Source organism: Streptomyces daqingensis, assembly GCF_014645895.1.
In the GTDB taxonomy this organism is placed as follows: Bacteria; Actinomycetota; Actinomycetes; order Streptomycetales; family Streptomycetaceae; genus Streptomyces; species Streptomyces daqingensis.
Window position 1 is genome coordinate 136,688 of record NZ_BMMP01000007.1, and the last position, 12,283, is coordinate 148,970.

Genomic DNA, 12,283 nt, shown 5'->3' on the forward strand with positions numbered 1-12,283 from the left:
CGCCGGGCTCCTTGCGGGCGCCCGCCGACGTCCAAAAGATTAGCACGCTGGTGGCGGTGGCTTCACATCCGTATGCACCCGCACAAGGCCCGTCGCTTCCGTGCACTGGCTGAGGGACACTTGCCGCGGGGACCTTACGATCCATGCGAGGGTGTGACGGCGCCAGGAGGGGTGTGTGAGAGGTGACACTCCTCCGCCGGGGACGATCGGGGAACCACCCGATTTCCTCACGCGTGGATACGATCAGTAAGCAGTACCGGGAACCACCGGAACACAGCATGCGCAAGCCCGGAGAGACTGGGAGGCGCACTAGAGCCGAGGGCATCTGGGAAGGAGGTGCAACGTGGGAGTTCTGAAGCGCTTCGAGCAGCGACTCGAGGGTCTCGTCAACGGCACCTTCGCGAAGGTGTTCAAGTCCGAGGTGCAGCCCGTGGAGATCGCGGGCGCTCTCCAACGTGAATGCGACAACAACGCGACCATCTGGAACCGCGAGCGCACAGTCGTGCCGAACGACTTCATCGTCGAGCTGAGCGCACCCGACTACGAGCGCCTCAGCCCGTACTCGGGGCAGCTCGGCGACGAACTCGCCGGGATGGTGCGCGAGTACGCGAAGCAGCAGCGCTACACCTTCATGGGGTCGGTCAAGGTCCACCTGGAGAAGGCGGACGAACTCGACACCGGGCTGTACCGCGTGCGCAGCCGCACTCTCGCCTCCAGCTCCTCGCAGTCGCAGCGCGGCTCCGGCGCCCCCAACAACGCCTATGGCGGGCAAGGCGGTTACCCCCCGGGCCCGGGGCCCGCGGGCGCGCCGCCCATGCCGCCCGGACCGCCCCCGGGGTACGCCCCCGGCGCGGGCGGAACCGGCGGCGGCCCCATGCCGCGCACCGAGACCCGGCGCTGGATCGAGATCAACGGCAACCGCCACCAGATCTCCCGCCCGACGCTCGTTCTGGGCCGCAGTACCGAGGCCGACGTGCGCGTCGACGATCCCGGGGTCTCGCGCAAGCACTGCGAGATCCGGGCGGGGGAGCCGTCCACGATCCAGGATCTCGGATCGACGAACGGCATCGTGGTAGACGGACAGCACACCACGCGCGCTACGCTCCGCGACGGCTCGCGCATCGTCGTGGGCAGCACCACGATCATTTACCGGCAAGCCGAAGGGTGAAGCGGGGGCAATGTCAGAGCTGACCCTGACGGTCATGCGGTTGGGATTTCTCGCCGTACTGTGGCTGTTCGTCATCGTGGCCGTACAGGTCATCCGTAGCGACCTCTTCGGCACCCGCGTGACCCAGCGCGCCGCACGCCGAGCCGAGGACCAGCGTTCCCAGCCGCGCCAGCCGGCCCGGCAGCCGAGCGGCAGGCGCGGGTCCGGCGGCGGGCGCGGGCGCAACGTCCCGACCAAGCTCGTCGTCACAGAGGGGTCGTTGACCGGTACGACGGTCGCCCTGCAGGGTCAGACCATCACGCTCGGACGCGCGCACGACTCCACGATCGTGCTGGATGACGACTACGCGTCCAGCAGGCATGCCAGGATCTACCCGGACCGTGACGGCCAGTGGATCGTCGAGGATCTCGGGTCCACCAACGGCACGTATCTCGAACGGACCCGGCTCACCACTCCGACGCCGATCCAGCCCGGGGCGCCGATTCGTATCGGCAAGACGGTCATCGAGCTGCGGAAGTAGTTACAGATCATGACGACCGGAGGGTGGGCACCGTGCGGATGTACCCGGAGCCGACGGGCGAGGTGCGCATGAGTCTGTCACTGCGCTTCGCCGCCGGATCTCACGACGGCATGATCCGAGAGCACAACGAGGACTCGGGCTACGCCGGTCCGCGGCTGCTCGCCGTGGCCGACGGAATGGGCGGGCAGGCCGCCGGCGAGGTCGCCAGCTCCGAGGTGATCTCCACCATCGTGCAGCTCGACGAGGACATCCCCGGATCGGACATCCTCACCTCGCTCGGCGTCGCCGTACAGCGCGCCAACGACCAACTGCGCGTCATGGTCGAGGAGGACCCGCAGCTCGAGGGCATGGGCACCACGCTCACGGCGCTGCTGTGGACCGGGCAGCGGCTCGGCCTCGTACACGTCGGAGACTCCCGCGCCTATCTGCTCCGCGACGGCCAGCTCACGCAGATCACCCAGGACCACACCTGGGTGCAGAAGCTGGTCGACGAGGGGCGGATCACCGAGGAGGAGGCCACGACGCACCCCCAGCGCTCGCTGCTGATGCGCGCGCTGGGCAGCGGCGACCACGTCGAGCCCGACCTGTCGATCAGGGAGGTGCGCGCGGGGGACCGGTACCTCATCTGCTCCGACGGGCTCCCCACCGTCGTCAGCCCGCAGACGATCGAGGAGGCGCTCGCCAGCTACCAGGGCCCTCAGGAGACCGTCCAGGAGCTGATCCAGCTCGCGCTGCGCGGCGGCGGCCCGGACAACATCACGTGCATCGTCGCGGACGTCGTCGACGTCGACGAGAACGACGCCCTGGGCAGGCAGCTCAACGACACCCCGGTCGTGGTCGGCGCCGTCGCCGAGTCGCAGACCCCGCTGGGCGGCGACGTGGGCGCCATGCGCACGCCCGCGGCACGCGCCGCGGAGCTCGGACGGGGCGCCCAGTCCGTACCGCAACAGGGCGCACCCGGTGAGGGTTTCGGGCCTCCCGGCAGCGGTGGCACCGTCGCGGGCCCGCCGCACGGCAGCTTCGGCGCGTACACCGACGAGGACTTCATCAAGCACCGCGGGCGCGGCAGGTGGCTCAAGCGCTCCATGTGGATCGCGCTGATCCTCATCATCGTCGGCGGCGGCCTCTACGGCGGCTACCGCTGGACCCAGACCCAGTACTACGTGGGCGCCAACGACGACCACATCGCGCTCTACCGCGGCATCAGCCAGGAACTCGCCGGCATCAGCCTCAACGAGGTCTACCAGGACCGCCCCGGAGTCGAACTCAAGTACCTCCCCGGCTACCAGCGCAACCAGGTACGCGAGACGATCGTCGCCGGCAGCGCCTCCGAGGCCCGCGACAAGGCCGACGAGCTGGAGGAGCAGGCGAAGGTCTGCCGCATCGTCGCCGAGCAGCGCGTCGAGCCCCCGAAGGACGAGGGCGGCAAGGACGAGGGCGGCAAGAAGGACGAGCAGAAGCCGGGCGACGGCAAGACCGGAGAGGCCGCCGGCACCGCCGACGACACCTCCCAGGCCGCCGCGCGCCAGGCCGGTCAGAGCACCAGCCAGGACAACTCGCGCAGCAGCGACGACACTCCGTCACCGAGCCCGAAGCTCACGGAGAAGCAGCAGCAGCTCGCCAAGCAGTGCACCGCGCCGTAGGGGGGCTCCGGCAGCAATGAGCAGCAACATCACCACCAACACCGGCAGCAACACGACGGTCTCGCCCGGAGGTCTGCCCAGCCGCCGCAACACCGAGCTGGCGCTGCTGGTCTTCGCCGTGCTCATCCCCGTGTTCGCCTACGCCAACGTCGGCCTGGCGAAGGACGGTTCGCTCCCCGCGGGGATGCTCGGCTACGGGCTGGGGCTGGGTCTCCTCGCCGGCGTCGCGCACATCGTCGTACGCCGCTGGACGCCGTACGCCGACCCGCTGATGCTGCCGATCGCGACGCTGCTCAACGGCATGGGCCTCGTGCTCATCTACCGGCTGGATCTGGAGCCGCTGCCCGGCGGTGCCGCCGCCCCGACGCAGCTGATGTGGTCGACGCTGGGCGTCGGCCTCTTCGTCGGTGTGCTGGTCTTCCTCAAGGACCACCGCGTCCTGCAGCGCTACACCTACATCTCGATGGTGACGGCGCTGATCCTGCTGATCCTGCCGGTCTTCTTCCCGGCCCGCTTCGGCGCCCGAATCTGGATCACCATCCCCGGCGTCGGCTCCCTGCAGCCCGGCGAGTTCGCGAAGATCATCATCGCCGTCTTCTTCGCCGGCTACCTCATGGTCAAGCGGGACGCCCTGGCGCTGGCCAGCCGCCGCTTCATGGGCCTGTACCTGCCGCGCGGCCGCGACCTGGGCCCGATCCTCGTGATCTGGGGCCTGTCGGTCCTGATCCTGGTCTTCGAGACGGACCTGGGCACCTCGCTTCTCTTCTTCGGTCTCTTCGTGGTGATGCTGTACGTCGCCACGGAACGCACGAGCTGGATCGTCTTCGGGCTGGGGCTGACCATCGTCGGCGCCGTCGCCGTAGCCAGCTTCGAACCCCACGTGCAGAGCCGCGTCGACGACTGGCTCGACCCCATGCAGGCGTTCGAGAACGGCTCGGAACAGCCGGCGCAGGCGCTGTGGGCCTTCGGCTCGGGCGGCACCCTCGGATCGGGTCTCGGCCAGGGCTTCTCCCGGCTGATCGGATTCGCCGCCAAGAGCGACTACATCTTCGCGACCGTCGGCGAGGAGCTCGGACTGGCCGGTGTGATGGCCTTCCTGCTGCTGTACGGCCTCCTCGTGGAGCGCGGCATCCGCACCTCGCTGGCCGCCCGCGACCCGTTCGGCAAGCTGCTGGCCGTCGGCCTCTCCGCGGCCTTCGGCATCCAGGTCTTCGTCGTCGCCGGCGGCGTCATGGGCCTCATCCCGCTGACGGGTATGACGATGCCCTTCCTGGCGCAGGGCGGTTCGTCCGTCATCGCCAACTGGGCGCTCGTGGCCATCCTCCTCAAGATCAGCGACACGGCCAGGCGGCCGGCTCCGGCGCCCGCGCCCTCGCCCGACGCCGAGATGACCCAGGTGGTCCGGACATGACCGTGCCCGCGTACGGAACGACGAGCACCCCAGGCGGCACTGCCGGGAACGCGACGGCCGCCGCGAACGTCAACGCAGAGGCGGGTGAAGGCGTTCACGGCTTCGGTGCCGCCGCCTGCGCCCTCTCCCAGCGACCCGTAAGAGGTGAAGCACTGTGAACAAGCCACTGCGCAGGATCGCGATCTTCTGTGGCCTGCTCGTGCTGGCCCTGCTGGTCCGCGACAACTGGATCCAGCTCGTGCAGGCGGACGAGCTGAAGAGCGACCCGAAGAACCGCCGCGTCGCCATCGCCCGTTACGCGCAGCCGCGCGGCAACATCATCGTCGACGGCAAGTCGATCACCGGGTCGAACGACACGAAGAGCGGCGACTTCCGGTACAAGCGCACGTACAGGAACGGCCCGATGTGGGCGCCCGTGACGGGCTACGCCTCGCAGGCCTTCGGTGCGACGCAGCTGGAAGCCCTCAACGACGGCATACTCACCGGCGACGACGACCGGCTGTTCTTCAACCGCACGATCGACATGCTCACCGGCAAGCAGCAGAAGGGCGGCAACGTCGTCACGACGCTGAACGCCAAGGCGCAGAAGGCCGCTTACGACGGGCTCGGCAACAGCAAGGGCGCCGTCGCCGCCATCAACCCCAAGACCGGCGCCATCCTCGCTCTCGCGAGCAAGCCGTCCTACGACCCGTCCAGCTTCGCCGGCAACGGCGACAAGGACACGGACGCCTGGTCGAAGCTGCAGAAGCAGAAGAACGAAGACGAGCCGATGCTCAACAGGGCCCTGCGGCAGACGTATCCGCCCGGCTCCACGTTCAAGGTCGTCACCGCCGCGGCCGGCCTGGAGAGCGGCAAGTACGACCTCGACGGCAAAACCGACACCCCGGACCCGTACCGGCTGCCCGACTCGAGCACCGACCTGGGCAACGACGGCAACATCCCCTGTGAGGACGCCTCGGTGCGCACCGCGCTGCGCTACTCGTGCAACACCGTCTTCGCGAAGATGAGCAACACCCTCGGCAACGCGAAGATGATCGAGATGGCGGAGAAGTTCGGCTTCAACAACAAGGAGCTGGACACCCCGGTGCGCGCGGCCGAGAGCGTCTACCCCAAGGACAACAAGCCGCAGAACGCGATGGCCGGCATCGGCCAGGCCAGCAACAGGACCACGCCGCTGCAGATGGCGATGGTGGCGTCGGCGGTCGCCAACAACGGTTCGCTCATGAAGCCGTACATGGTCGACCAGCTCCGCGCCCCGAACCTCAACGTCGTCCAGCAGCAGAAGCCCGACGAGCTGAGCCGCCCGGTCTCGTCCGAGACCGCGCAGAAGCTGCAGCAGGGCATGGAGACCGTGGTCGAGAAGGGCACGGGCTCGCGCGCCCAGATCCCCGGCGTCGTCGTCGGCGGCAAGACGGGTACCGCCCAGCACGGCGAGAACAACAGCAAGAACCCCTACGCGTGGTTCATCTCCTACGCGAAGGACAAGGACGGTTCCTCACCCGTCGCGGTCGCCGTCGTCATCGAGAGTTCCGACACCCTCCGCGACGACATCGCGGGCGGCGCCCTGGCCGCTCCGATCGCGAAGAGCGTGATGAACGCCGTACTCGAAGGCAAGTGATGACGCACACAGTGCCCGCACGAAACCCGCTCCTCCTGGCTGTGCCAGGGGAGGCGCCACCCGGGGCACCGCACGGGGTGACGCCCGTCACTCCGCTCTGGACCGACTCGCCCGACCGGGCGGGTACCGTGTCCCGAGCAGCACACCGCCGTGCCGTACACCAGATACGGGCCGGACGAACGGAGAGGGCTGGAGACTATGGAAGAGCCGCGTCGCCTCGGCGGCCGGTACGAGCTGGGCTCAGTGCTCGGCCGCGGAGGCATGGCCGAGGTCTATCTCGCCCATGACACGCGGCTGGGCCGGACTGTCGCGGTCAAGACGCTCCGCGTCGACCTCGCTCGTGACCCCTCGTTCCAGGCCCGGTTCCGCCGCGAGGCCCAGTCGGCCGCTTCGCTCAACCACCCGGCGATCGTCGCGGTGTACGACACGGGCGAGGACTACGTCGACGGGGTCTCGATCCCGTACATCGTGATGGAGTACGTGGACGGGTCCACCCTCCGCGAACTTCTGCACTCCGGCCGGAAGCTGCTGCCGGAACGCGCCATGGAGATGTGCATCGGCATCCTCCAGGCGCTCGAGTACTCCCACCGTAGCGGCATCGTCCACCGCGACATCAAGCCGGCGAACGTCATGCTGACCCGCAACGGCCAGGTCAAGGTCATGGACTTCGGCATCGCGCGGGCCATGGGCGACTCCGGCATGACGATGACGCAGACGGCCGCCGTCATCGGCACCGCCCAGTACCTCTCCCCGGAGCAGGCCAAGGGCGAGCAGGTCGATTCGCGCTCCGACCTGTACTCCACGGGCTGCCTGATCTACGAACTGCTCACGAACCGCCCGCCGTTCGTGGGCGACTCCCCCGTCGCGGTCGCTTACCAGCACGTGCGGGAGGAGCCCCAGCCCACCACCGTCTTCGACCCCGAGATCTCGCCCGACATGGACGCGATCGTCATGAAGGCGCTGGTCAAGGACCCGGACTACCGGTACCAGAGCGCGGATGAGATGCGGGCCGACATCGAGGCGTGCCTCGACGGCCAGCCCGTCGCCGCGACCGCCGCCATGGGCGCGGTCGGCTACGGCGGCTACCCGGACGACCAGCCCACCACGGCGCTGCGCGCGCAGGACGCGCAGACGTCGATGATGGCGCCCGTCGGCGACGACGGCTACTACGACGAGGGCCGGGGGCGCCGCCGCCAGCAGAAGAGCCCCGTCTCGACGATCCTCCTCGTCCTCGCCGCGGTCTTCATCCTCGTCGGGGCGATCTTCGTCGGGAAGACCCTCTTCGGCGGCCCCTCCGACAGGGTCGAGGTGCCGCAACTCGCCGGCCAGACCTTCGAGCAGGCCAAGAGCTCCGGCAGCAACGGCGGCTTCAAGGTCGTGAAGGGCGAGCCCAAGTACTGCGACGAGCAGAAGAAGAACCTCGTCTGCGAAAGCGACCCTCCCAAGGACACGAAGATCGACCGCGGCGACACGGTCACCGTGTTCATGTCGAAGGGCCAGCCGCCGGTCGACGTGCCGACCGTCGAGGGCACGCAGTTCGATGAGGCGAAGCAGAAGCTGGAGGCCGCCGGGTTCAAGGTCAAGCGGAAGAACCAGGAGTCCGACCAGGAGCCGGGCACCGTCCTCACGCAGAACCCCAACGGCGGCGGCAAGGCACCGAAGGAGTCGACGGTCACCCTGACCGTCGCGCAGGAGCAGACGACAACCGTCCCGCCGGTCGTGGGCAAGAGCTTCGACGAGGCGAAGGCGCAGCTGGAGCAGCTCGGCTTCACCGTCGCCAAGACCGAGGTGGACGACGCGTCCAAGCCCGCCAACACGGTCCTGAAGCAGAAGCCCGGGGCAAACGGCCAGCTCGCCGAGGGCGGTCAGGTCACCCTCACCGTCTCCAAGGCTCCGGACGACGAGCCGGCCACCGTCCCGGACGTCACGAACCAGCTGGTGAAGGACGCCCGGAAGACGCTCGAGGAGGCGGGCTTCAAGGTCGAGGTCCGCAACGCCCCGGACGAGAACAACGCGACTGTGATCACCACCGCCCCCGCGGCCAACGCCCAGGTCAAGAAGGGCGACACCGTGATCATCGTCGCGCGGCCGGGCCCCCCGGACGACGGGGGCGACGACGGAGGCTTCTTCGGCGGCCCAGCCGGCTAAGGCACGTCGGCCCGGCTGCGAGCGTCTCGCTCGCACTTATGCGATCTGCCCGCCGCTCTCTCCGGCTCTCCGCCGGACGGAGCGGCGGGCAGTTCCGTTACCGGTGCCGCCGCCTGCCCGCCGGTCGCCCCGCACGCCTCCTCAACTGCCATGCGGCACGGGCGGACCGAGGCTCGGCCGAAGACCTGTGGGCGCGCCCGCGCACCGGTTCGCGGAGAGGCTCAGCCGGACGCAGGACGGGAGTCCCCGCAGGGAGAAACCCTCGAACCCCTCGTATCCCTCAGCGCAGTTCCTTCGGCGGGGTCCGCTCCGGGTCGACGTCCTCGGTGCGCTCCAGCTCGCCCCACACCACGTACCGGTACGTCGAGGTGAAGACCGGGGTGCACGTCGTAAGGGTGATGTAGCGGCCCTCTTCCTTCTTCCCCGACTCCTTCGGGACCGGGTCCAGGACGTCGACGTTGTACTTCGACGTGCGCGGCAGGATCGAGAAGACCTTGTAGACGAACCACGTGTTCTTCGTCTCGAAGACGATGGCGTCGCCCTTGCCGATCTTGTCGATCTTGTGGAACTTGGCGCCGTGCCCGTCCCGGTGGGCGGCGAGCGAGAAGTTGCCCGACTGGTCCTGCGGCATCGCCGACTTCACGGGCTTCGTGTAGTAGCCCGCGGCGCCCTTGTTCAGCTCCTCGGCGTCCGTGCCCTTCATCACCAGCACGTCGCTCTTCGACATCGACGGCACGTGCAGGAAGCCGATGCCGTCCTTCGTGTCCAGACTTCCCGGGCTCCGGTCCTCCAGCCAGCTCTGCCTGACCCGGTCGCCCGCGCGCTTGGAGTCGCGGTCGGCCAGCACGTTCGTCCACCACAGCGAGTACGCGACGAACAGCGCGAGCACGAGGCCCGCCGTGATGAGGAGTTCGCCGAACACACCGATCGCCGCGGAGATCCGCCTGCGCCTCGTGCCCGTCCTGTTACGGGCGGGGGGTTGTGGATCCGGTGGCGGCTCCGTGGCCGACGCCCCCCGCTGCCCGGCCCCGCCGTGGTCCCTCTCTGACACCCCTACCGCCCGTTTCCGCTGTTCCCCTACCCGACAAGCGCGTCCGGCTTCCCCTTGCTCCTGGGACGCTCCTCGACCATTTTGCCCCATACGATCAGCCGGTACTTCGAGGTGAATTCAGGGGTGCAGGTGGTCAGTGTGATGTAGCGCCCCTTCTTGTTGAATCCCGACTGCTCAGGGATGGGTTTGATCACGCCGGTGTTCGAAGGGGACGTGGACGGGAGCCGGTTGGCCAACTGGTACGTGTAGAACTTCGTCCCGGTCTCCACGACCATCTTGTCGCCCGCGACCAGGCGGTTGATGTAACGGAACGGCTCCCCATGGGTGTTGCGGTGGCCCGCCAGCGCGAAGTTGCCCGTCTTGTCCCACGGCATCGCCGACTTGACGGGCTCCTTGTCGTAGTGACCGACGAGGCCCTTGTCGAGGACGGCCGGTTTGGAGATGCCCTGCGCGATCGGCACCCGCACGTCCAGCTTCGGGATGTAGAGGATCGCGAAGCCCTCGCCGGGCGCGAAGTCGTCGGCCCTGCGCTCCGGGTCGATCGAGTTCCCGGCCTTCTCGCCGCCGTCCCACTGTGCCGCCAGGTCCTTCGCGGCGCCGCCCGCCTCCTGGCCGGCGAGCACGTTCGTCCACCAGAGCTGGTAGGCCACGAAGAGCAGCATCAGCACACCGGCAGATATGAAGACCTCGCCGAGGAAGCGGCTGGCGATGATCGCGGGGCCCTCCCGGCGGGCACGGGCCGCACGCCTCGCCTCCAGCCTGGTTCCCGCGAGGGGACGGACGTCGGATTCACGGAATCCGCTGCCCCTGCCGCCGCGGGTCTGAGCGGCACGACGGCGCGCCACACGGCCCAGAGCCTCCATGTCGGACCTGCGCAGCCCGAACGTGTGGGTCTGCTCGGCCTCGCTCTCCGCGGGCGGCCTCGCCGCCGAGGGCCGCATGAGCTCCGGCGACGCCGCGGAGGGTGCCCCCGCTTCGCCGACGGCGGGAAGAGCCGCGGTCTCCGAGAGCCCCGGACGCCGCCCGGGAGCGGCCCCCTGTCCCGGCCGCGGCGCGGACGGGCGCCGCGCGCCGGCACCGGGTCCGTTACCGGGGCCGGGGCCCGCGGGCGGTGCGGAGACGGGCGTCTGTCCCGGGGCATGGGCGGACGGGCCTCCGAGGCGCCGCACCCGGGGCTGCCCGGGAGGGGCGTCCTGGCCTGGCCGGTAGCGCTGTGCATCTCCCGCCGCCGACCCGGCACCCGGTGCGCCCGGCCCCGGGTGACCGGCGCGCCCTGCCCCCGGCTCGCCGCGGGGGGCGCGCCACTGCTGCCGTCCGGTCTCGCCATCCTCGTACAGCGCGCTCCTGTACGGCACTTGACCGTCCTGCAGCGGAGACGGCACCGGACCCTGGCCCGTACGGCTCTGGCCCGTGCGCCCCTGTGCCGGCTCTCCCGGCTCGCGGTGCGGCCGGAACCACGGGGAGACGTCGTCCTGCTGCCCCTGCGCGTAGGGCTGGTCCTGCCCGTACCCCTGAGGACGGCCCGGCACTTGACGGCCCTGCGACGGGTACTGCTGGGACGGGTAGCCCTGCCCCGGGCGCCCCTGCGCCGGGGATCCGGGCGCGGCGTGCCCCTCGCCCCGGCGCCCGCCGGGGGCCGGGGCGCTCTGGCCGGGAAGCGGGTCGCTCAGCGGGTCGGAGAGCGCGTCGACCGCGGCCTGGAACGTCTCGGCCTGCGCGTAGGGGTCGTCGTGGGCGCCGCCGCTCTGCCCGTACGACGGACGGCCGTAGGGATACCCCTCGCCGTGCCCATCGCCGTACGGCTCTCCGTACGGACTCTCACGATCCGGGGGCACCCCCGTCACCTGCCCCCCGCACCCGGGCCCGCGGCAGCGGCGGGCCTCACCCCGGCCAGTTCCCGCGAGCGTTCGACGGCTTCCGTGTCACCGCACTCGGCGAGCCAGTTCGCGAGCATCCGGTGGCCCCATTCCGTCAGCACGGACTCTGGGTGGAACTGGACGCCCTCCACGGGCAGTTCGCGGTGCCGAAGCCCCATCACGAGCCCGTTCGCGGTACGCGCGGTCACGCGCAACCCGTCGGGAACGGCGGCCTGTTCGACGCCCAGCGAGTGGTAGCGCGTTGCGGTGAACGGCGAGGGGAGCCCGGCGAAGACGCCGTCGCCCTCGTGCTCGACCTGCGAGGTCTTGCCGTGCAGCAGCTCGGGCGCCCGTCCGACGGCACCGCCGTAGGCGACGGCCATCGACTGCATGCCCAGGCAGACGCCGAAGACCGGTACGCCGCTGTCCGCGCAGTGGCGCACCATCTCCACGCAGACGCCCGCCTGTTCGGGCGTACCCGGTCCCGGGGAGAGCAGCACGCCGTCGAAGCCCTCGTCGGCGTGTTGGAGTTCGGTCTCGTCGTTGCGCACGACCTCGCACTCGGCGCCCAACTGGTACAGGTACTGCACGAGGTTGAAGACGAAGCTGTCGTAGTTGTCGACGACGAGGATGCGGGCGCCCATCAGCTCCCACCGCCGTCGACGGTCACGTCGTTGAAGGGCAGTAGCGGCTCCGCCCAGGGGAAGACGTACTGGAAGAGCAGAAAAACGACCGCGAGCACGAGCACGAGCGAGCACAGCGCCCGTACCCATGTGTTGCCTGGCAGGTGCCGCCAGATCCAGCCGTACATCCCTGCGTGCCGTCCTTTCTTCCCTGCCTCGCTGCGTTGGGGGCCGTGCCGTCCTGA

At 69.7% G+C, this 12,283-nt stretch carries 10 protein-coding genes; 6 read left to right on the forward strand and 4 right to left on the reverse strand.

Going from position 1 to position 12,283, the window contains the following annotated elements; genetic code table 11:
- Positions 1–343: 343 nt before the first annotated feature.
- From IEY56_RS12285 to pknB, 6 genes are all read left to right on the forward strand, one after another.
- On the forward strand, positions 344–1,168 hold the full coding sequence (locus tag IEY56_RS12285; RefSeq protein WP_189037192.1) for an FHA domain-containing protein: 825 nt from the start codon (positions 344–346) through the stop codon (positions 1,166–1,168).
- A gap of 10 nt (positions 1,169–1,178) precedes the next feature.
- Complete coding sequence (locus tag IEY56_RS12290; RefSeq protein WP_189037193.1) at positions 1,179–1,688, forward strand: FHA domain-containing protein FhaB/FipA; 510 nt, start codon at positions 1,179–1,181, stop codon at positions 1,686–1,688.
- 38 nt (positions 1,689–1,726) lie between these two features.
- Positions 1,727–3,331, forward strand: a complete 1,605-nt coding sequence (locus IEY56_RS12295) for a Stp1/IreP family PP2C-type Ser/Thr phosphatase (protein ID WP_373292075.1) — start codon at positions 1,727–1,729, stop codon at positions 3,329–3,331.
- A 16-nt stretch (positions 3,332–3,347) separates the two neighbouring features.
- Positions 3,348–4,742 carry an FtsW/RodA/SpoVE family cell cycle protein gene (locus IEY56_RS12300; RefSeq protein ID WP_045863674.1) on the forward strand — a complete coding sequence of 465 codons (1,395 nt, stop codon included), beginning with the start codon at positions 3,348–3,350 and terminating at the stop codon, positions 4,740–4,742.
- Between the two features lie 154 nt (positions 4,743–4,896).
- A complete protein-coding gene (locus IEY56_RS12305) occupies positions 4,897–6,360 on the forward strand; it encodes a peptidoglycan D,D-transpeptidase FtsI family protein (RefSeq protein WP_189037195.1) in 1,464 nt (487 codons plus the stop codon).
- A gap of 198 nt (positions 6,361–6,558) precedes the next feature.
- Entirely contained in the window at positions 6,559–8,508 is a 1,950-nt protein-coding gene (gene pknB / locus IEY56_RS12310; protein ID WP_189037196.1) for a Stk1 family PASTA domain-containing Ser/Thr kinase, read from the forward strand.
- 280 nt (positions 8,509–8,788) lie between these two features.
- On the opposite strand, the gene IEY56_RS12315 is transcribed toward pknB, so the two are convergent.
- Genes IEY56_RS12315 through IEY56_RS12330 form a run of 4 tightly spaced genes read right to left on the reverse strand, consistent with a single transcriptional unit; the run spans position 8,789 to position 12,226 of the window.
- On the reverse strand, positions 8,789–9,559 hold the full coding sequence (locus IEY56_RS12315) for a class E sortase (RefSeq protein ID WP_373292072.1): 771 nt from the start codon (positions 9,557–9,559) through the stop codon (positions 8,789–8,791).
- A 26-nt stretch (positions 9,560–9,585) separates the two neighbouring features.
- Complete coding sequence (locus IEY56_RS28410; RefSeq protein ID WP_229711824.1) at positions 9,586–11,394, reverse strand: class E sortase; 1,809 nt, start codon at positions 11,392–11,394, stop codon at positions 9,586–9,588.
- 5 nt (positions 11,395–11,399) lie between these two features.
- A complete protein-coding gene (locus IEY56_RS12325; RefSeq protein WP_189037198.1) occupies positions 11,400–12,059 on the reverse strand; it encodes an aminodeoxychorismate/anthranilate synthase component II in 660 nt (219 codons plus the stop codon).
- Positions 12,059–12,226 (reverse strand): hypothetical protein, encoded by a 168-nt coding sequence (locus IEY56_RS12330; RefSeq protein ID WP_045863670.1) that lies wholly within the window; start codon positions 12,224–12,226, stop codon positions 12,059–12,061. Before IEY56_RS12330 ends, IEY56_RS12325 begins: the two co-directional genes overlap by 1 nt.
- Positions 12,227–12,283: the final 57 nt, after the last annotated feature.

Bases quoted from the DNA above. Each gene is read 5' to 3' on its own strand.
- IEY56_RS12330 (WP_045863670.1), bottom strand. From the start codon at position 12,226: ATGTACGGCTGGATCTGGCGGCACCTGCCAGGCAACACATGGGTACGG.
- IEY56_RS12295 (WP_373292075.1), top strand. From the start codon at position 1,727: ATGTACCCGGAGCCGACGGGCGAGGTGCGCATGAGTCTGTCACTGCGC.
- IEY56_RS12300 (WP_045863674.1), top strand. From the start codon at position 3,348: ATGAGCAGCAACATCACCACCAACACCGGCAGCAACACGACGGTCTCG.
- pknB (WP_189037196.1), top strand. From the start codon at position 6,559: ATGGAAGAGCCGCGTCGCCTCGGCGGCCGGTACGAGCTGGGCTCAGTG.
- IEY56_RS12290 (WP_189037193.1), top strand. From the start codon at position 1,179: ATGTCAGAGCTGACCCTGACGGTCATGCGGTTGGGATTTCTCGCCGTA.
- IEY56_RS12325 (WP_189037198.1), bottom strand. From the start codon at position 12,059: ATGGGCGCCCGCATCCTCGTCGTCGACAACTACGACAGCTTCGTCTTC.